The sequence below is a fragment of the Desulfobulbus elongatus DSM 2908 genome (assembly GCF_000621145.1).
GTDB lineage: Bacteria > Desulfobacterota > Desulfobulbia > Desulfobulbales > Desulfobulbaceae > Desulfobulbus > Desulfobulbus elongatus.
Genome location: NZ_JHZB01000022.1, coordinates 7,501 through 27,661, shown reverse-complemented (window position 1 = coordinate 27,661; position 20,161 = coordinate 7,501). Strand labels below are relative to the sequence as shown.

General features: G+C 63.6%; 14 protein-coding genes (1 of these 14 cut by a window edge). 9 read left to right on the top strand and 5 right to left on the bottom strand.

Annotated elements, in window-relative coordinates:
* The first annotated feature begins 5 nt into the window (after window positions 1-5).
* On the top strand, window positions 6-923 hold the full coding sequence (locus Q362_RS20370) for a divergent polysaccharide deacetylase family protein (RefSeq protein ID WP_169737416.1): 918 nt from the start codon (window positions 6-8) through the stop codon (window positions 921-923).
* Between the two features lie 49 nt (window positions 924-972).
* Here Q362_RS20370 and ispH read toward each other — a convergent pair whose 3' ends face one another.
* Together ispH and Q362_RS0111685 are read right to left on the bottom strand one after the other, a co-directional pair.
* Window positions 973-1,893, bottom strand: coding sequence for a 4-hydroxy-3-methylbut-2-enyl diphosphate reductase (ispH, locus tag Q362_RS0111690; RefSeq protein ID WP_028318843.1), 921 nt, complete (start codon window positions 1,891-1,893; stop codon window positions 973-975).
* A gap of 55 nt (window positions 1,894-1,948) precedes the next feature.
* On the bottom strand, window positions 1,949-3,262 hold the full coding sequence (locus tag Q362_RS0111685; RefSeq protein ID WP_169737415.1) for an AAA family ATPase: 1,314 nt from the start codon (window positions 3,260-3,262) through the stop codon (window positions 1,949-1,951).
* Window positions 3,263-3,862: 600 nt separating this feature from the next.
* Here Q362_RS0111685 and aat point away from each other — a divergent pair.
* Window positions 3,863-4,552, top strand: coding sequence for a leucyl/phenylalanyl-tRNA--protein transferase (gene aat, locus Q362_RS0111675; protein WP_028318841.1), 690 nt, complete (start codon window positions 3,863-3,865; stop codon window positions 4,550-4,552).
* Between the two features lie 128 nt (window positions 4,553-4,680).
* On the opposite strand, the gene Q362_RS0111670 is transcribed toward aat, so the two are convergent.
* The gene (locus tag Q362_RS0111670; protein WP_028318840.1) at window positions 4,681-6,786 is read right to left on the bottom strand and encodes a RelA/SpoT family protein; all 2,106 of its coding nucleotides are present in this window, start codon (window positions 6,784-6,786) and stop codon (window positions 4,681-4,683) included.
* A gap of 172 nt (window positions 6,787-6,958) precedes the next feature.
* Here Q362_RS0111670 and rnr point away from each other — a divergent pair, with 172 nt between their 5' ends.
* The 3 genes from rnr (at window position 6,959) to Q362_RS0111655 (ending at window position 10,640) form a co-directional block, all read left to right on the top strand.
* Window positions 6,959-9,154, top strand: a complete 2,196-nt coding sequence (rnr, locus tag Q362_RS20365) for a ribonuclease R (protein WP_051554195.1) — start codon at window positions 6,959-6,961, stop codon at window positions 9,152-9,154.
* Window positions 9,155-9,322: 168 nt separating this feature from the next.
* Complete coding sequence (locus Q362_RS0111660) at window positions 9,323-9,826, top strand: hypothetical protein (protein WP_028318839.1); 504 nt, start codon at window positions 9,323-9,325, stop codon at window positions 9,824-9,826.
* 22 nt (window positions 9,827-9,848) lie between these two features.
* A complete protein-coding gene (locus Q362_RS0111655) occupies window positions 9,849-10,640 on the top strand; it encodes an RNA methyltransferase (protein ID WP_028318838.1) in 792 nt (263 codons plus the stop codon).
* A gap of 11 nt (window positions 10,641-10,651) precedes the next feature.
* Here the strand turns inward: Q362_RS0111655 and Q362_RS0111650 are convergent, their stop codons facing one another.
* Window positions 10,652-11,296 (bottom strand): endonuclease III domain-containing protein, encoded by a 645-nt coding sequence (locus Q362_RS0111650; RefSeq protein WP_028318837.1) that lies wholly within the window; start codon window positions 11,294-11,296, stop codon window positions 10,652-10,654.
* Between the two features lie 17 nt (window positions 11,297-11,313).
* On the bottom strand, window positions 11,314-12,402 hold the full coding sequence (locus Q362_RS0111645; RefSeq protein WP_028318836.1) for a 6-phosphofructokinase: 1,089 nt from the start codon (window positions 12,400-12,402) through the stop codon (window positions 11,314-11,316).
* A gap of 330 nt (window positions 12,403-12,732) precedes the next feature.
* On the opposite strand from Q362_RS0111645, the gene Q362_RS24855 reads away from it, so the two are divergent.
* The 4 genes from Q362_RS24855 to Q362_RS0111620 form a co-directional block, all read left to right on the top strand.
* A complete protein-coding gene (locus Q362_RS24855) occupies window positions 12,733-13,065 on the top strand; it encodes an IscA/HesB family protein (protein WP_342670239.1) in 333 nt (110 codons plus the stop codon).
* Between the two features lie 194 nt (window positions 13,066-13,259).
* Window positions 13,260-15,851 (top strand): ATP-dependent chaperone ClpB, encoded by a 2,592-nt coding sequence (gene clpB / locus Q362_RS0111630; protein ID WP_028318833.1) that lies wholly within the window; start codon window positions 13,260-13,262, stop codon window positions 15,849-15,851.
* A gap of 265 nt (window positions 15,852-16,116) precedes the next feature.
* Complete coding sequence (locus Q362_RS0111625; protein ID WP_169737414.1) at window positions 16,117-17,874, top strand: autotransporter assembly complex protein TamA; 1,758 nt, start codon at window positions 16,117-16,119, stop codon at window positions 17,872-17,874.
* Window positions 17,874-20,161: the 5' portion of a translocation/assembly module TamB domain-containing protein gene (locus Q362_RS0111620; protein ID WP_028318831.1), read on the top strand. Its footprint extends 1,174 nt past the window's final position; 2,288 of the gene's 3,462 nt are visible here — the first part of the coding sequence; its start codon is at window positions 17,874-17,876; the stop codon falls past the right edge of the window. The genes Q362_RS0111625 and Q362_RS0111620 overlap by 1 nt, the downstream gene beginning before the upstream one ends.

Below are 20,161 nucleotides of genomic sequence, written 5' to 3'. Positions count from 1 at the left end.
TTCCCGTGTCTTCTCTTGCCTGCCGTTGGTGCAACCGCTGCCTCCTGCTCGTTGCCGTGGGCCTTTTTGCCCTGGCGGGCTGCCGCAACGACGAGGCCACAACCGCTGATCCGGCAACAGGCCGGCAATCGGCTGTCCAGTCCCTGCCGGAGCCGGCAGCGCCCGCCGCGTCTCCTCCCGAGCGGCCCGACCAACCGGTTCCGGCCGAACACAGGGCAGCGGCCCCGGCTTCCATCGCGCCACCCGCCTCCCCGCAGATGGCCACCCGCCCCATGGTGGCCATCATCATCGACGACATGGGCTACAGCCTGCAGCTCGGCCGCCAATTCCTGCAACTGGAATCCCGCCTGAGCTTCTCCTTTCTGCCGCATGCGCCCCATGCCGGGGAACTGGCCCGCCTGGCCCATGCAAGCGGGCGCGACATCCTGGTGCACCTGCCGATGGAACCCAAGGAAAAAAAATGGCGACTCGAGCCCGAAACCCTGCTGAAGGCCGACGGCCCGGATCGGATTAGGGAAAAGGTGGAGGCGATGTTGGCGGCGATCCCCCATGCGGCCGGCGCCAGCAATCACATGGGGTCGCTGTTTACTGAAAACGCGCAGGGCATGTGGGTCGTGATCGAAACCCTCAAGGCGCGCGGCCTGTATTTCGTCGATTCCGCCACCACTCCCGACTCGCAGGGGCTGGCCGTGGCGCGTCGGTTGCACCTGCCCTCGGCCCGGCGGCACCTGTTTCTCGACAACGAGCACGAGGCGGCAGCCATCTGCCGCCAGCTCCATCAGTTGACCGCGCTGGCGCAACGCCAGGGACAGGCCATCGGCATCGGCCATCCGAACCAGGCCATGCTCACCGCCCTCACCCAATGCGGCAAAGAGGCCCTGCAGCCGGTGGAGTTGGTCGGCGTCAGCCGGCTGCTCCATTGACAGAAAACCGGCCGGACCGCCTAGCCCTCCCCGCCGATGCGGGCACCAGTCAAACGTGCAGATCCGGCACCAGAAAACTGACGCGCTCCTCCTGACCGGTCATTTCGCTGACAACGCCGGCCCCGTGCCCTTGCAGCCAGCGGACCACCTCCGCCACCAGATGCTCGGGCGCAGATGCGCCGGCACTGATTCCGACCCGATGCACGCCCGCGAACCAGCGGGGATCGATCTCGCCGGCATCGTCGATGAGATGGGCCGGGGTGTGCCGGAGGCGGGCCACCTCCCGCAGGCGGTTCGAGTTGGAGCTGTTCTTCGAACCCACGATCAGCACCAGGTCGACCATGTCCGCCAGGCGCCGCACCGCTGCCTGGCGGTTGGTGGTGGCATAGCAGATGTCGGTCCGCTCGGGCTCGGCGATCAGGGGAAAGCGAAGGCGGAGGGCCTTGAGGAGTTCGGCGGTGTCGTCGACGCTGAGCGTGGTCTGGGTGACATACCCGACCTTGGCCGGATCGGCCACCTCGAGGGCCGCGATCTCGGCGGGCGTGGACAGGACATGCACCGGCCCCGAAGCCTGGCCGCAGGTGCCCTCCACCTCGGGGTGCCCCTTGTGGCCGATCACCAGGACATCGTACCCCATCTCGTGGAGCCGATTCATCCGCCGGTGCACCTTCGAGACCAGCGGACAGGTGGCGTCGATAGTCCGCAACCCCAGTGCCCGCGCCTGATCCTCCACCGCCCTGGAGACGCCGTGGGCGCTGAAAATGGTGACGGCGCCTTGGGGAATCTGCTCGAGTTCCTCGACAAAGACCGCCCCCCGCTGCCGCAGTTCCTCGAGGACGTGAGTGTTGTGGACAATCTCGTGAAGCACGTACACCGGCGGTTGGTAGCGCTCCAGGGCCTGATGCACGATGGCGATCGCCCGGTTGACACCGGCGCAGAAGCCGCGGGGATTGGCGAGTACAATGTCCATGGGAACTCGTGGCACGATGATGGGGCGATGACGGGATGCGGCCGCAAGGACCGCTTCAGTTGCTCAGTTTCTTCATGGCATCGTCGACAGCGAGCGGATAGGGGTGGTGCTTGCGGAGAAAAACCGGCATGTTGTTCCGCGCTTCCCTGGCCGCATCCAGGCTGTCGTACAGGCCATGAAAGACAAAGATGGTGGGTGGTCTCGATTTCTTGCGGAAGATGAACAACTGCTCGCGGATCGAGTAGAAATCGTCCCCGGTCAGGGTCTGGGCGATGCTCGTCTGGGCCTGATTCGACGTGAGCATCATCAGTTGGATGGTGTATTTCCCCTTCCGGGTCCCGGTCAACCAACTGGCGCTGGCCGCCAACCGCTCCCGGAACAAACCGCCGCCATCCCGCCGGACCGTCGCGGCAGTGGTCTCCGGCCGGGTCGCCACGGTGACAGCCGATACGGGAACTGCCGGCGCTGCGACCGGATCGCTCGATGACGCGGGCTGGCCGCCTGTTGCCTCTCCCTCCGTTGCCGCCGCGACCTGGGGCTGAGCTTCGGCCGGCGCCGGATCGCCGTCCCTGCCCATCAACAGAAAACCGGTGAGGAGGACCGCCACCACGGCCCCGACCAGCGCGCCGGAGATGAACCTGTTGTAGCGAAGCAGTTCATACAGCTCCAAGATCCTGTTTTCCCAGTGGAAGGACGGCCGCTCCTCCTGATCCTCCGGTTCGACCCCCTCGAGCAGCACCATGAACGATTTGTCGGCGCACGCGGCCTGGAGCATTTCCTCGGCGAGGATGTTGGTCAGGCGCAGGTTGCCGCGCGCCTCGTCGAATATTTGGGCGACCGCCCCATCGGTGAAGAGATCCTCGAACTGCTCGCGGCGCATCCCGGCGGCATTGAGGCGGAAGCGGAGATACTGCCGGGTTTCGCTCTCGGTGAGTTCCTCCAGTGCATACCCCGCATGGACATCGATGGTGGCGCGAAAAACGGCCAGCTGCTCGAGATGCGCGTCGAGGTCCGGCCCGCCGACGAGAATCGTCGTCCATTCGAGGTCATCGGGGCTGTCGCCCACCAGGACCAGAAAACGCTCCAGCGTGGCGAGATGGAGTTTTTCCGCCTCGTCGACAATCAGCACCACCTTGCCCTGTTCCGTCTTTTTTCTGGCGAGCAGGCGGTGCAGGACCTCGAGGTAATCGGTATCCTGTTCCGTGCTCCTGGGATCCATGCCCAAATCGAGGCAGATCAAGCGAACCAGTTCGTCAAAGGTGCCGATGGGATTGTCCAGAAAGATCACGGCATACTCGGAAGGCAGCCGCTCGGCCATCGTCCGCCACAGCAAGGTCTTGCCCGCCCCCTCCCGGCCGACCAGTTTCACCAGCCGTTTCCCGGCAAGGACATCGAGAATCAGCGACTGACAAATCTCCTCTCTCCGTGCCTCCGGAAAGAAAACCTCCGGATCCGGTTCCTCCGCAAAAGGAGGCTGGGTCAGATGGAAATGTTCAAGGTACATCGCGCTGCTCTACCCCTCTGTGGATTGTCAACAGGTTCAAGCAATTATCAATGAGTTGGCCTCTCCTGTAAACCCCTTTTTCACGCTCTCCCCTCTTTTCGCGGACGGATGAAAAAGAGGGACACGGCCCATCGTTCCGCCCCGATTCCGGCCCGGCCACAGGACAAAATATCCAACATGCCGGAAAAATCACCCACAATTTCCGAAAACGGGAACACCATGCCATCATTCCGGAACCATCGCCCGCCGACCGTGTTTTTCAAGACGGTTCCGCGCCGGACGACCGGATCGCCGCGCCGCCCTTTCGCTTCCGCCCGTTCCCCGTTGTGCGCGCGGCCCCCTTCGGGCTTGCCTGCTTCCGCCCGTTCCCCGTTGTGCGCGCGGCCCCCTTCGGGCTTGCCTTTTTCCGCGGTCGCGGTAGGATTTGCGGCATTTATTGTTCACGTCTGCCCGGCTCAGGAATCCATGCCCGTTTTTCGCCTGATCGACGAACCGATCTTCCCCTCACCCGAATTCGCCGAACCCGACGGCCTTCTGGCCATCGGCGGCGACCTGCATCCGTCCCGGCTGGTCACGGCCTACAGCATGGGCATCTTCCCCTGGTTTTCCGAGGGGGATCCGCTCCTGTGGTGGTCACCGGCCCCCCGGCTGGTGCTCTTTCCCGCCGAATTCCACCTGCCCCGACGGCTGGCGCGCCTCCTCAAGGCCGGCCCTTTCGCCGTCACGGCCGACACCGCCTTTGCCGAGGTGGTTGCCGCCTGCGCCACCGCCTCCGGGCGCCGGGAACACGGCACCTGGATCACTCCCGAAATGCAGCAGGCGTACATCCGCCTGCACGAACTCGGTTTCGCCCATTCCATCGAGTGTTGGCGGGACGGCGAACTGGCCGGGGGGTTGTACGGCGTCTGCCTGGACCGGATCTTTTTCGGCGAATCGATGTTCACCCGCATCACCGACGCCTCCAAGGTGGCCCTGGCAACGCTCGTGCAGCATACCCTTCGCCTGGGCATCGCCCTGATCGACTGCCAGATGACCACCGACCATCTGCTGCGCTTCGGCGCCCGCGAACTCTCACGGGAAACATTCCAGGTACAGTTGGAGACCCACATCGACCATTGCCTGCCCCAGAAAAAATGGCGCTGGCCGCTGCCCTGAGAGAGGGGGCGGAATCGGCCCGTCCAGGTCAAGGGGACAGGATAACCGGTCTATCGCTGCCGCCGGCGGCATGAACGTCTTCCCGGTGACAGGGGGAAGACGAAAGGAGAGAAGCCCGGCCGCAGCCCCTACTGCTCCAGCTCGAATTCGAAGCGGAGGCCGGAACGGGAAAAATGGCGGGCGACCTTCTTCAGCCCGTAAAGATTGACCACCTGGAAATGGACCTCCCAGTCGCCCATCGGTGCCGTCCCCTTGCCGAGATAGACGATGTCGATCATCTTCATCTCTTCGGGTGCCACCGACAGGAGCATGAGCAGCCGGTTGCGGGTCGCCTGCATGACGATGATCCGCTGGGTCTTCTCGATTTTCGTGCTCTTCAGCTTCCAGCGGACCTCCACCGCATCTTCCCGCTGAAAATTGATTTTGCGTAACTGGGTGCAGTCCTTGCGGTGCAGGGACAGGCCGCGCTCGCTGAGCAGCCCGATCACCCCCTTGTCGAGCGGTCCGGGCTTGCAGCAGGCCGACGACTTGATCACCACCGGATCGAGCGTGGTCAGGTCCACCCGGTTGAAGATGCCGGTCGGCTGGAACAGGGTCGGCCGTCCGACGTACAGGCCGTTGCGGATTTCGTAGATCAGTTCCCGCAACCGCACCCGGCCCTCGCCCAATTGCTGGAACAGATCCTCCATGGAGCTGATGTCGAAATAGGCGAGGATATCGGCCATGCCCTCCTTTTCGATCACCTCGTACGGCACGCCGTAGCGCCGCAGTTCCTGGGCCAGCAGCGAGGCGCCGATCTGGCGGCAGACCTGTTCCCGCCGCACGCGGAAGGCCTTGGCCAGTTCGGACCGGGCCTTCGGCGTCTGGCAGAGGATCTGCACCGCGGGGTCGAAATTGACCTGTCCCTCCTGGCGGATGACCTTGATGACCTGGCCGTCGCGCAGTTGATAGTCGGTCCCGACCCGTTGCTTGCCGATCATGCCGCCGATGCAGGTGTGGCCGATGGCGGTATGGACCCGGAAGGCGAAGTCGAGCAGGATGGAATTGACCGGCAGGCAGATCAGATCCCCCTGAGGCGTGTAGGTGTAGATCTCCTTGCGGCCGCTGGCGGCGATCATATCCCGGTAGCTGACGGAATCGTCGCTACCGAGAATATCGAACATCTCCTGGATTTCCTTGAAGAAGCGGGTGCTGGCCTTGCTGTCGCCCCCCCAGTCGCGGACCATGCCGCGCTGGGCGCGGCGGGCCATCTCCTCGGTGCGGATCTTGAACAGGTATTTCCGGCCGTCGATATTGGGACGGGCATGCAGTCCCTGGTACCCGGACGGTTTGGGGTTGGCTATGAAATCGCGGATGGTGCGGGGGATGGGCGGATAGATTTCGTTGAGCACGCCGAGGGCCTGGTAACAGCCGCCCCGGGTCTTCATGAGAATCAGGATCTCCTGGGGTATCTCGATTTCCTTGATCAGAATGCGGTTGCGGACATCGTAGTAGCCCCACAGTCCCTTGGTGCGCAGGGTGGCGGTGCCCGCAAGCCCTTCCCGTTCCATCGCCTTCTGCACGTTGTCGACGATCCGCAGCACCTCGGGATCGTTGCGCAGGTTGTTGATATGCATCTGCAACTTGCTGCCCTGCCTGGGAAATTTGTAGGCGAGCGCCAGGTTGTACAACTCCCGCTTGATGGCGAACAGCCCCAGAATGGTGGCCAGCGGGGCGTAAATGTCCAGGGTTTCGTCGGCGATCTTCTGCCGCTTGTCCCTGGGCATGCTGGAGAGGGTGCGCAGATTGTGGAGCCGGTCCGCCAGCTTGACGAGCATCACCTCCAGCTTGGCCGCCGCGCCGCTGAAGATCTTGCGGTGCACCAGCTTCTTGAAGCTCTGGCGGTCGCCGGTGTAATGGGTGACCTTGGTGCAGCCCTCGACGATGGCCTCGACGTTGGGCCCGAATTTTTCCCGGATCACCTCGCCGGTGATGGCCTCCACGTCTTCGACCGTGTCGTGGAGCAGGGCGGAGGCCAGGATTTCCGGATTGCGGATATCCAACTCCTCGGCCAGAATCCGGGCCACCGAACAGGGGTGCATGATGTAGGGGTCGCCGGAACGCCGCCACTGGTTGCCGTGGGCCTGGTAGGCGAAATCGAGCGCATTCCAGAACACGCCCGTTTCCGGCCCGTCGCCGATGAACGACCGCATGACCTGGCGGTATGCATCAAGATCGTATTTGACGTACTGCATCTGAAGTCGTGCCCATTATTCAGGCTTTTCCTTTTCTTACCGCCAAAATGGTGTATGGTCGTTGCAGCCGCGCGGATTCGCACCGTTATAGCAGACACCCTCCCCGCGAACAAAGGGAAATCCGCGTTGCATTCAATTTCATGGTATTCATCAAACAATCAACGGAAAAGAGATGGCCAGACGATTTATCCGCAGACGGAAACCACCGGGATCGCCCGGAAAAAAACGGCGGTCGCCCGGACCGGAAAAAAACGCGCCACCTTCCCTGCAGGCATCCGTCCTCAAGGTGCTCGCCGGGCAGGACGAGCCCATGAACGAAACCGAGATCGCCCAGGCGCTCCACCTTTCGCGCCACGAACTGTTCCCGTTGCGCGCCGTGCTGGGGTATCTTTTCGAGCATCGTGTCGTCGAGAAGAAAGGACGGCGCTTTGCCCTTGCCGCCGGCCTGGAACGGTTGCGGGCCACCCTCGACCTCACCTCCAAGGGCTATGGTTACGCCGTGCCGGAGGGTGAACAGGCCAAGGGCGGCAAGGACGTGTACATCGCCCCGCACAACCTGAACGGTGCCAGCCATGGCGACACCATCCTGGTGGCGGTCACCGGTTCTTCCCGGGGTCGGCGGGAGGGGCGGGTCATGCAGGTGCTCCGCCGGGCCTTCACCCGGATCTGCGGCATCTTCACCGCCAGCGGCGCCGGCGGTTACGTCACCCCGGATGACGACCGCTTTCCGGCAACGCTTCTGATCCGCCGGGGCGATACCCTGGCGGCCGGCGACGGCATGGCCGTGGTGGCGGACATCGTCGACTACGGCTCGGAGCGGCAGGGGCCGACCGGCCGGATCGTCGAACTGCTCGGAGACGCCCGCGCCCCGAGCGTCCAGATCCGCATGGCCGTCATCCAGGCGGGGCTGCGAGAGCCGTTCCCGGCCGAGGTCGAGGCCGAGGCGGCCGGGCTCGTGCCGGTGACGACCTGTACCGGCGACCGCCAGGACCTGCGCCATCTGCCCCATGTGACCATCGATGGCGAAACCGCCCGCGATTTCGACGACGCCATCTGCGTCGAACGAGAGGGCGAGGCCTTCATCCTCTACGTCTCCATCGCCGATGTCAGCCACTACGTGCGGACCGGCTCGGCGATCGACCGGGAGGCCTATCTGCGCGGCACCAGCGTCTATCTGCCGGACCGGGTTTTGCCCATGCTGCCCGAACGGCTGGCCAACGACCTGTGCAGCCTGGTGCCGGATCAGAACCGGCCGGCCTTCACGGCCATCCTTACCTTTGACGCCACCGGCCGGCGCACCGGCGAACGTTATACCAAAAGCCTGATCAGGAGCCGGCAGCGCTTCACCTACACCACGGTCAACCAAATCCTGTACCTGCACGATGAAAAGGCCCGCACCGCCCACGGCGAACTGGTGCCGATGCTGGAGCAGGCCCGCGCCCTGACGGCACTCCTGAAAAAACGCCGGATCGAACGCGGCAGCCTGGAATTCAACATCCCCGAACCGGAGGTGACCCTGGAGGGGGAGAAGGTGGCCGCCATCCGTCTGGCCGAACGCAACCAGGCACACATGCTGATCGAGGACTGCATGCTGGCGGCCAACGAGGCAGTGGCCGAGACCCTGGCCAAGGTCAGGCGGCCGGTGCTCTACCGCATCCACGAGCATCCCGATCCGGCCAAGCTGGAATCGTTCACCGATGCCGCCAAGGCGCTCGGCTTCCATCTGCCCCAGGCCGAGGTCAATCCGGCCTGGTTCGCCCAGATCATCAAACAGGCGCGCAATTCCCCCACCGAGTACATCGTCAACAATCTGCTGCTGCGCACCATGCAGCAGGCCCGCTATTCCCCCGACAACAGCGGCCATTTCGGCCTGGCCGCCCCCTATTACCTGCACTTCACCTCGCCGATCCGCCGCTATCCCGATCTGGTGGCGCACCGGGTGCTCGGCGCCCTGCTGGCGGGACACGCCTCGGACAGCGCCCGGCCGGTGCCCGGCAAGGCAACCGACCTGGCCGAGGCCGGTCTCCATCTCTCCCAATGCGAACGCAGGGCCATCGATGCCGAACGCAACGTCCATGCCCGCTGCTCCTGCCTCCTGCTCATGGACCGGATCGGCGAGATCTTTGCCGCGGTCATCTCCGGCGTCACCGCCTTTGGCCTCTATGTTTCCCTGGACGATTCGTATATCAGCGGCATGGTGCCGCTGACCGGCATGACCGACGACTATTACCTGCACGACAGCCGCCGCTATCGCCTCATCGGCGAGGCCAGCAACCGGATGTACCAGTTGGGCGACCGCGTGCTGGTCCGGCTCGAACAGGTCGATCTCGCGGCAAAACGACTGTCTTTTTCACTGGCGCCCCAATGAAGGTTTCCCCTGGCGGCAGCCACCGGCACGTCGGGGCGAACCACCCTGGTTTTGCTTGACGAACCATGGCGATTCAAATAAGAATGATGGCCTTGAACACCGCTTGATATCGCGAAATGCGGAACCGGCGAACCTGGTCCGCATCCTTTTTCCTCCGAGGGAGAGATCATGGAAAATACGAGCTGGATCGGGGAAGTGTTCTCCAATCCCTTTCTGCGCGGCCTGTGCATCGGCTTGCTGATCGCGGCCATTCTCTGGGCACGGGGATGGCTGAAGGCCAGGGAACTGAACACCAACCTGAAAAAACTGCGCGAGCACCTGCACACCAAGCTGGAAATCGATTCCGCCGAAAACGAACGGCGCAAGGGCGAGATCGACAAGCTCAGGCAGGAACGGGACAACCTGCGCAACATGGTCCAGGTGCTCAATCAGAAGCCCGGCCGCCAGGAACTGCGCCAGGTGCAGATATATCAGAAAGCGATCGAGATCATGTTCGAGAAATCGCCCGGATTCGCCCCGGCCTGGCAGATTACGGTCAGGGAGGCGGAGGAGGAAATCAAACGGGCCGAGCGCGGCATCATCCCCTTTTTCAAACGGATGACCAACAGCAGTCCGGGTTCGGACAAATCCTCCAAAAAACCCCTGGAACTGGAGCAATCCACCGGCCACTGATCGCCGGCCGGACCCCGTCCACGTGAACCGACAATCGTTGTGCGAGCGCCTCGGCCAAACCGGGATCATCCTGGTAGGGCCGAAGTATCCGGAGAACATCGGCGCCTCGGCCCGGATCGCCTCCAACTTCGGCATCGGCGAACTCGTTGTGGTCAGCGACGACCACTTCGACGAGGAACGGATGCTGAAGATGGCGACCCACAAGGCCGCCCACCTCATCCGGGAGATGCGGGCCTGCCGGACCACGGCGGAGGCGGCGGCGCCCTTCCACTGCATCGTCGGCACCACGGCCCGCCAGGGACGGCACCGCCCCGAGGACCAGACCCCGCGCGAGGTGATGACTGAAATCGCGCCGCTTGTGGCCGGCAACCGCATCGGCCTGATGTTCGGCCCGGAAAGTACGGGCCTGAGCAACGAAGACCTCGACCTCTGCCAGTTCGCCTCGACCATCCCCACCGCCGGCTTCTCGTCCATCAATCTGGCCCAGGCGGTGGCCATCCACTGCTACGAGCTGTACACCGCCGTCCACCCCCACCCCTTCGCCGCCGTGCCCAGGTCGGAGTTCGCCAATTCCTTCGACCTGGAGGGCATGTACGAGCACATCGAGGCAGCCTTGGGCAAGATCACCTTCCTCCATGACACCAACCGCATCTACTGGATGCGCAATATCCGCCAGTTCCTCGGCCGGGTGCAGCTGAAAAAGAAGGAAGCCAGCATGATCCGCGGCATCTGCCGCAAGCTGCTCTGGCACGGCCGCCAAGTCCCGGACCTGCCTGCTGACCAGGATCGCGCCGGAGAAAAAACCGTCCGATAAGCCCCGAACGCTTACATTCCCTGCAGCGGGCAGGCCGCGCAGTCGGGATTCTTTTTTTTGCAGTAGACGTTGCCGATCCGCACCAGCAGGGCGTGGTATTCGTTGTAGAGCTGCGCATCACCATCGAGGCTGTCCATGAACAACTCCTGGATGGCGTCGTAGTCGTCCTCTTCGTCGATCACCTGGTGGCGCACCAGGATGCGGTGGGTGTAGGCGTCGACCACGAAGATCGGCAGCCCGGCGGCGTAGAGGAGGATGGAATCGGCGGTTTCCCTGCCGATCCCCTTGATCGAGAGCAGTTGCTCGCGCAACTGCGGCAGCGGTTGGGCGAGGAAGGCGCCGAGATCGTCGCCGTGCCGTGCAGTGACGAAATGCAGCAGGTTGTGGAGCCGGCCGGCCTTGATGTTGTAGTAACCGGCCGGCCGGATGTATTCGGCCAGGAGCCCGGTGGGCAGGGCGGACAGCGCCGCCAGCGACATCAACCCCGCCCCCTTGAGATTGGCGATGGCCCGCTCAACGTTCTTCCAGGCGGTGTTCTGGGTGAGCACGGCCCCCACCATCACCTCGAAGGGGGTCTCCGCCGGCCACCAGTGCTGCGATCCCAGGCGGGACAGCATGCGGTCGTAGAAGGCGTGCAGCCGGTCGGCGGTGCGCATGGAACGGACGCGGGGACTCAGTCGCCCAGGCAGATGCCGATATCGCGGGCGGTCCGTACCTTGTCGCCCTCCAGATCGACCTTCTTTCGCCGCCGGATGGCTTCGGCGATGGGCACCGCGGTCATGGTCGGCGGCACCCAGGCCACCATGTGATCGAAGATGCCGGCCTCGGCCATGCGGACCGCCGCCGCGCCGAAGCGCAGGGCCAGCAGCCGGTCGAAGGTGGTGGGCGAGCCGCCGCGCTGGAGGTGGCCGAGCACCAACGAGCGGGTATCCTTGCCCAGGCGCTGCCGGATCTGGTTGGCCACCCACTCGCCGATGCCGCCGAGGACCACCTCGGAGCGGCCGAGTTCCCCCTGCCCCTTGCTGATCACCTCGCCGTCCTCGGCCCGGGCGCCCTCGGCCACCACCACGATCGAATAGTGCTTGTCGTGCAGTTCGTTGTCGCTGATCTTGGCGCAAATGGCATCGAGCTTGAAGGGAATCTCCGGGATGAGGATGACATCGGCACCGCCGGAAATGCCGGAATACAGGGCGATCCAGCCGGAATCGCGCCCCATGACCTCCACCACCATCACCCGGTCGTGGGATTTGGCGGTGGAATGCAGCTTGTCGATGGCATCGGTGGCGGTGGACACGGCCGTGTCGAAACCGAAGGTCCGGTCCGTGGCCTCCAGATCGTTGTCGATGGTCTTGGGCACGCCGATCACCGGCATCCCCTTCTGGGCGAAGCGATGGGCGATTTCCAGGCTGCCGTCGCCGCCCACCGCGATGTGGCAGAAAAAGCCCATCCTGTTGAACGTGGCCAGAATTTTATCGGAGATATCCACAATCTGGATCTCGCCCGCCAGGTTCTCCACCGGTTTGGCGAAGGGGTTGCCCTTGTTGGTGGAGCCGAGAATGGTGCCCCCTTGGGACAGAATGCCCTCCACATCCTCGGGCATCAGTCGGACGAGATCATCCCGGTCGATGAGCCCGCCGTATCCGGATCTGCTGCCGTAGACCTCCCAGCCTTTCCTGGTGGCCGAGTTGACCACGGCGAAGATGACCGCGTTCAAACCCGGTGCATCGCCGCCGCCGGTCGATATGAGTATTTTCTTTTGCATGATGTTCCCGCAGGTGAAATTTTTTGCCGTCGTGCTCTCAATATACAATCTATAATTGTAGAAGGACACCTGCACTTTGACAATCTTTTTCCATCCGAACCGCGCGGCGCACCGATTTTTTCCGCATCATTCCGATCGGTTGTCCTCATGGCCTTATGCGGACCTTCTCGGAGCCGAATGCAGGCATTGCCCCCTCTTTTCATTGTGGTTGCCGCCTTCGGGCGCATCAATGGTTGACGCGAACCTGATTGCGCCTTACTCTTGCAGCCATACCCGTACCACTCCCTATCCCTCGGGAAAAGGAGCATTTAAACTTTTGAGGAGGCGTAAATGTTTGAAGTCACAGCGCTTGCTGTAAATAATTTGAAAGCCTACCTGGAGCAGAACAAGATCAGTTCTGCCATTCGGGTCGCACTGATGCAGGGTGGGTGAAGTGGCCCGTCACTTGGTTTGGCTCTGGATGAGCCAAAAGACAGCGATAAGGCATTCGAGGAAGACGGTCTGAAATTTCTGGTGGACGAAGATCTGCTGGAAAAATGCGGGACCGTCAAGGTCGATTTCATCGAAGCCGGCTACCGCTCCGGTTTCGCCATCACCTCCGCCAACCCCCTCGGTGGTGGCGGCAGTTGCAGTTCCGGTTCCTGCGGTGGCTCCTGCGGCTGATTCAGCCGGCTGTTCTTCCGCGTCAACCAGCCCCTTGCCGATCTCGGCAGGGGGCTTTTTTTATGCCTGGCCCGAAAAACATTCACCGATCGTGCCAAAATCTTGACCCGGTTGTTTTCAAGCTTATCGTCTCCTCCGAATAACGATATCAACACCCTGCGGGCCCGATGCGGGCAGCGGGGAAGGAGAGAAGAATGCAACTCGACAAATTCACCCTCAAATCACAGGAAGCCATTCAAGCGGCCCAGCAGTTGGCCCAGACGGCCGGCAACCAGGAACTCCAGCCCGAACACCTCCTCAAGGCCATCCTCGAGCAGCCCGACGGGGTGGTGGTGCCCGTGCTGCAGAAGATGGGCGTCACCCCGAGCATCGTCCTCAGCGAGACCAACCAGCTGATCGACGCGTTGCCCAAGGTCAGCGGCGCCGGGGCCGGCCAGACCTACGCCTCGCCGGCGTTCAGGAACCTGCTGGAGCAGGCCTTCAAGACCGCGGCCAACATGCAGGACGAGTACGTCAGCCAGGAACACCTGTTCCTGACCATGCTGGCCGACCGGTCGCTCAAGGCGAGCGCCATGCTGGGCCGCCATGGCATCACCGACGACGCCTTCCTCAAGGCGCTGATGACCGTGCGCGGCAACCAGCGGGTCACCGATCCCTATCCGGAAGACAAATACCAGGCCCTGGAAAAATACGCCCGCAACCTGACCGATGTCGCCCGTCGGGGCAAGCTCGACCCGGTGATCGGCCGGGACGAGGAGATCCGCCGCGTCATCCAGGTGCTGTCGCGCCGGACCAAGAACAATCCGATACTGATCGGCGAGCCGGGCGTGGGCAAGACCGCGATCGTCGAAGGTCTGGCCCAGCGCATCGTCAACGGCGACGTGCCCTCCACCTTGAACGGCAAGCAGGTCATCGCCCTGGACCTCGGTTCCCTGGTGGCCGGGGCCAAATACCGCGGCGAGTTCGAGGACCGGCTCAAGGCGGTGCTCAAGGAGGTGGAAAAACGGACGGGCGAGATCATCCTGTTCATCGACGAGATCCACACCCTGGTGGGCGCCGGCGCGGCGGAGGGCTCGATGGACGCCTCCAACATGCTCAAGCCGGCCCTGGCCCGGGGCGAACTGCACTGCGTCGGCGCCACCACCCTGGACGAATACCGCAAGTACATCGAGAAGGACGCCGCCCTGGAACGGCGCTTCCAGCCGGTCATGGTGCAGGAGCCCAGCGAGGAGGACACCATCGCCATCCTCCGCGGCATCAAGGAGAAATACGAGGTGCACCACGGCGTCCGCATTCAGGATGCCGCCACCGTGGCGGCGGTCAGCCTGTCCAGCCGCTACATCACCGACCGGTTCCTGCCGGACAAAGCCATCGACCTCATCGACGAGGCCGCCTCGCGCCTGCGCATCGAAATCGACTCCATGCCCACCGAGATCGACCAGTTGGAGCGGAAGAAGATCAAGCTGGAAATCGAGCAGGAGGCCCTGAAAAAGGAGAAGGACCCGGCCTCCGGCGAGCGCCTGGCCAAGGTGCGCGAGGATCTGGCCAACCTCGACGACTCGCTCAAGGCGATGAAGGGCCAGTGGACCCTGGAAAAGGACATCATCCAGTCGATCCGCGACATCAAGGCCAGGATCGATCAGGCCCACATGGAGGAACAGCGGGCCGAGCGGGCCGGCGAACTGAGCAAGGTGGCCGAGATCCGCTACGGCCGGATCGTCCAGTTGACCAAGGAACTGGAGGCGGCCAACGCCCGCCTGAGCGAGATCCAGCAGCAGCACCAGATGCTCAAGGAAGAGGTCTCTCCCGAGGACGTGGCCGCGGTGGTGGCCAAATGGACCGGCATTCCGGTGGACAGGCTCCTGGAGGGCGAAAAGGAAAAACTGGTGCATGCCGAGGAGGCCCTGGGCAGCCGGGTGATCGGCCAGAAGGAGGCGATCGTCGCCGTGGCCAACGCGGTGCGCCGGGCTCGCGCCGGGCTCCAGGACCCGGACCGGCCGCTGGGCAGCTTCATTTTCCTCGGCCCCACCGGCGTAGGCAAGACCGAACTGGCCCGGAGCCTGGCCGAGTTCCTGTTCGACTCGGAGCAGGCCATGATCCGCATCGACATGTCCGAGTACATGGAAAAGCATTCGGTGGCCCGCCTGATCGGCGCCCCTCCCGGCTATGTCGGCTATGACGAGGGCGGCATGCTCACCGAGGCGGTGCGGCGGCGGCCCTATGCGGTCATCCTGCTCGACGAGATCGAGAAGGCGCATCCGGACGTGTTCAATGTCCTGCTGCAAGTCCTGGACGACGGCCGCATGACCGACGGCAAGGGCCGGACCGTGGACTTCAAGAACACCATCCTGATCATGACCTCCAACCTCGGCAGTCATATCATCATGGAGATGGCCCAGACCGACCCCGAAACCATGCGGCGGCAGATCGACGATTTGCTTCACCGCCAGTTCAAGCCGGAGTTTCTCAACCGCATCGACGAGATCATCACCTTCCACGGCCTGACCCGCGACAACCTGGCCGCCATCGTCGACATCCAGATCAGGCGGATGGCGCAACGCCTGGCCGAGCGCAAGTTCAAGGTGACCCTGACCAAAGAGGCCAAGCAGTTCCTGGTCGACACCGGCTACGACCCGGCCTTCGGTGCCCGGCCGCTGAAACGGGCGATCCAACGGTACATCGAGGACCCGCTCGCCCTGGAAATCCTGGAGGGCCGTTTCGCCGAAGGCGACCACATCCTCATCGACCGGCAGCAGGACAACCGCCTGACCTTCACCCGCCAGTAAACGTCCGACCGGCTTTGCGCGGCCTCCATCCCGGGAGGCTGCGCAAAACAATTCTTTCAAAAAAAAGCATGACACAGTAGAGTGCGCCATGCTCGGCAGACATCCCCTCACCTGTCTCGTCAGGGATCACGGTATCCCGTAAACCGGTTGCGGCAGAGACTCCGGCATGGTTTTCTCCCTGTTGCGCCAGCGTGCCCTTCTGTTCTTCCGTCCGAAGCAGAGAAGAGATCGTCCGTTCCGGGCGTGGCGATACCGATGCCGTGCCGTGCCGGTACGTTTGTCCGGCCGCCTGTTCCTGACCGCCTTGCTGCTGACCGTCTGGACCTGTGCCCATGCCGTTGCCGCCCCTCCGGCCATCACGGTGGACATTGCCGGTGACCTCACCGAACAACAGCGCCAGAATATCCGCAGCCATCTCTCGCTGACCCGGTTCCCGGACAACGAAACGCCCTCGGAGGCAGTCTTCAACCGATTGTACGGCAAGGCGCGGCCGGAAGCCGCCAAGGCCCTGGAGCCCTTCGGCTATTACACCCCGGACATCACGACCAGCCAGTGGTCGCAAAACGGCAGCCGCCATGTGGAGATCAAGGTGGCGGCCGGCCCACCGGTCACGGTCACGGAAGTGACCATCGCCCTGTCCGGACCGGGCGAGCAGGACGCCGCTCTCAAAGAGGCGATCCGCCGTTTCCCGGTTCACCGGGGCGACGCGCTCGATCATCAAATCTACGAGGACGGCAAGGACAAACTGGTCACCGCTGCCCTGGAAAACGGCTATCACCGGGCAGCGTTCCGGAACAACCGGGTGGCGATCAGCAGAAAAACGCTGAGCGCCTCCATGCGGCTCAATCTCGACACCGGCCCCCGCTACCTCGTCGGCCCCCTCACCTTTGACACCGACGTCATCGACCACGAACTCCTGCGCAAAATATCCCCGGTCCGCGAGGGCGATCCCTTTTCCCCCAGGGCCCTGACCCGGCTGCGGCAATCCCTGTTCAATGTCGGCTATTTCAAGACCGTGGATCTCGAATACGATCCCGACCGTGCCGTCGCCGGCAGGGTGCCGGTCAGGGTGGCGTTGACCCCCAATCTGACGCACAAATACAGCATCGGCCTGGGATACGGCACCGACACAGGCGCCCGCGGCACGCTGGAATACACCAACCGCCTCGTCAACCGGTTCGGCCACCAGTTGGATATCCAATTGCAGCCGGCACAATGGAAAAGCAACCTCGGCGGCACCTACACCATCCCCATCGGCGATCCCAGAAAAGACCGGCTGGCCCTCACCGGCAAGTACGAAACCGAGGAGTTCGACAACACCGACATCAAAACGTTGAACGCCACCGTCAGCCACGATCATTTCCGGGAATGGGGCGAATATTCCACTTACGCCCAATTCCTCGACGAGCGCTACAGCATCGGCGCCGGGGGAACCGCCCAGGATTCGCTCGTCGTTCCCGGCTTCAAGGGCAGCGTGTTCTGGGCCGACGACCGCATCACCACCAAACGGGGTATCCGTTTCACCGCCACCGTGATCGGCAGCGAGGAGAACGTGCTCGCCGACACCACCTTTCTCCAGTCGACCCTGCGCACCAAGGCCATCTACACCTTCTTCGACCAGTGGCGCCTGCTCGGTCGCGGCGAGATCGGCACCACCCTGGTGGACGACATCTATGCCCTGCCGCCGACCCTGCGCTACTACGCGGGCGGCGACCAGAGTGTGCGCGGGTACGGCTACAAGAAAATCGGCCCGGTCGATGCCGGCGGCAATATTCTCGGCGGCAAGAACCTGCTCACCTACAGCGTGGAATTGGAACGGTCGCTCTTCGATGCCTGGAGCGGCGCGATTTTTTACGATAGCGGTTCCGTCATGAACGATTTCTCCGAGACCACCTTCCATTCGGGTGCCGGCGTCGGGCTGCGCTGGAACGGCGTTTTCGGCCAGATCCGCCTGGACGTGGCCAAGTCCCTGGACGAGGACGGGAGCTGGCGCGTTCACTTCACCATGGGGGCCGATCTGTGATGGGCACCTGGCTGCGCCGTCTTGTCGGCCTGCTTTTCCTCCTCATGTTCGCCGGCATCCCGTTCCTGGCCGGCACCGAGACCGGTCTCCGCTGCCTGGTCCTGGTCGGCAGCCGGCTGTCGTCGGGCATCCTCACCATCGGCGCCGCCTCCGGCACCCTGCTCGGACCGATCCATCTGCAGGAGATCCGCTATGCCGACGGGATCGATACCGTGTCCGTCGGCACCCTGGACGTGGACTGGGATGCGGCGCAATTGGCGAACGGGAAACTCCGCATTCGTACCATTCAGGGGGCGGACGTGCGGGTTGTGCTGGGCGAAGGCACGGGCGAGACGATCCTCACCCCCTTTGCCTTGCCCCTTGACCTGGCGCTTGACGCCATCTCGGCGGAAAGAATCGCCATCTTCTCCGGCGAGGACGAGGTGTGGGCCGTTGCCCGGGCCACGATCAACGATCTCTCCTTCCGAGGGAGGGATCTGCATGTCGGTGATCTGTCCCTGACCAGCGATGCGCTCACGTTCCAGGCCGAGGGACGCTTGCGCACCGACGGCGATTATCCCCTGGAACTGAATGCGCGGTTCCAGGCACATCCGGAAGGTTATGAACCCATTGCCGGGCAGAGCGCCGTCAACGGTCCGCTCAACGCACTGAACATCGAGACCGACACCCAAGCCCCCTTCCCCGCCCATCTCAACGGCCGCCTCGATCAACTCCTCGCCGCCACCACCTGGCGGGCGCAATTGACCATCCCGGAGATGACCCTGGCCGCCATCCGCCGGGACTGGCCGGAACAGCGCTTCTCCCGCGTGGTGATCAATGGCCGGGGCAGCCTGGACGACTACATCCTGCAGGTGCAGTCGCAGGCAGGCCTGCCTGCGCTTGCGGACGCAGGCACCCTCACCGCCAGCATCCGGGGCGACGGCAACGGCATGGCCGTCGACAGCCTGAACCTCGCCCACGGCGAAACCCGGCTTGCCGCCAAGGGTGGCCTGACCTGGAATCCGCTCTTTTCCTGGCAGGCGGAGGTCAGCGGCACCCATTTGAATCCCGGACTTTTTCTTGCCGACTGGCCGGGCGACTTCAGTGGTTCGCTGACCACCTCCGGCCAAGCCACGGCCCAGGGGATGCAGGCGTCCTTCACCCTGCCCTCCCTCCACGGCACCTTGCGCGGCTTTCCCCTGACCGGCAACGGCGAACTGTCGCTGACGGGCAACCGGCTCCATCTGCCCCATCTCAGCATCAAGAGCGGCAACTCGGTGCTGCGGGCCAGCGGCACGGTCGACGAGGCCGTCGACCTCGACTTCCGGCTCGACTCGAACAACCTGGCCGAACTCTGGCCGGGCGCCCGGGGATCGATCAAAGCCCTCGCCCGTATCACCGGCAGCCGGGAAAAGCCACGGATCGATGCGCAGGTGAACGGCAGCGATCTCGCCATGGGCACGTACGGTCTCGGGACACTCCGCATGGAAGCCAGGGGTGTCCTGGACCGTAGCGACCTTCTCGAAGTCTCGGCCCGGGCAGAGCGGCTGCGGCTGGGCACAGTGGTTATGGATTCGAGCCGCCTGCTGCTCAAGGGTTCGATGGAGGATCACAACCTTGAACTGCGTGGCGAGAACGCGGCATTTTCCGCCGGCCTCGCCTTGCAGGGCGCCTGGAAGGAGAGCCGCTGGCAGGCGACGTTGAACCGAAGCCACCTCTCCAGCCGACAGTATGGCGACTGGCAGCAGCGGCAGCCCGTTGCCTTGACGCTTTCCGCCAGCAAGGTCGAAGTCGAACCCTGGTGCCTGCAGTCGGCATCCGCCGGCTCCCTCTGTATTGGCGGCACATGGCAGCCCTCCCCCCTCAACTGGCATGCGCATGGCACCGGCTCCGCCCTGCCCCTGGAGATCCTGTCGGCGGATTGGATGCTCACTTGGCCGCTCACCGGTCGAATCGATGCGGACTTTGACCTGACCGGTCAGCAAGCCCGCCTCCTGGATGGAAAATTCACCGCCACCTGTAACGATATGCATCTGCGCATTCCCCTGCCGGACGGCGACACTCATCAGGTGGCCTGGAAAAAAAACGGACTCACCGCCCGGTATGCCGGCAATCGGCTCCAAGCGGTCCTGGCAAGCGAGTTCACGGATAACGGCACGATCCAGGCCGAATTGACCTCGGCAGGTGACCCGTTTTCCCCGGAGACCCTTCTGCAGGCGCCGATGAGCGCTACCCTTCGGCTCAATCTTCAGGATTTGAGCCCCCTGACCATGCTGACCGACCAGATGATCCACCTCAACGGCGTACT

Excerpts from the sequence above, each read along its gene's own strand:
- ispH (WP_028318843.1), bottom strand. The coding sequence starts at position 1,893 with ATGGACATTGTACTCGCCAATCCCCGCGGCTTCTGCGCCGGTGTCAAC.
- Q362_RS0111660 (WP_028318839.1), top strand. The coding sequence starts at position 9,323 with ATGGAAAATACGAGCTGGATCGGGGAAGTGTTCTCCAATCCCTTTCTG.
- Q362_RS0111670 (WP_028318840.1), bottom strand. The coding sequence starts at position 6,786 with ATGCAGTACGTCAAATACGATCTTGATGCATACCGCCAGGTCATGCGG.
- rnr (WP_051554195.1), top strand. The coding sequence starts at position 6,959 with ATGGCCAGACGATTTATCCGCAGACGGAAACCACCGGGATCGCCCGGA.
- clpB (WP_028318833.1), top strand. The coding sequence starts at position 13,260 with ATGCAACTCGACAAATTCACCCTCAAATCACAGGAAGCCATTCAAGCG.
- aat (WP_028318841.1), top strand. The coding sequence starts at position 3,863 with ATGCCCGTTTTTCGCCTGATCGACGAACCGATCTTCCCCTCACCCGAA.
- Q362_RS0111645 (WP_028318836.1), bottom strand. The coding sequence starts at position 12,402 with ATGCAAAAGAAAATACTCATATCGACCGGCGGCGGCGATGCACCGGGT.
- Q362_RS0111650 (WP_028318837.1), bottom strand. The coding sequence starts at position 11,296 with ATGCGCACCGCCGACCGGCTGCACGCCTTCTACGACCGCATGCTGTCC.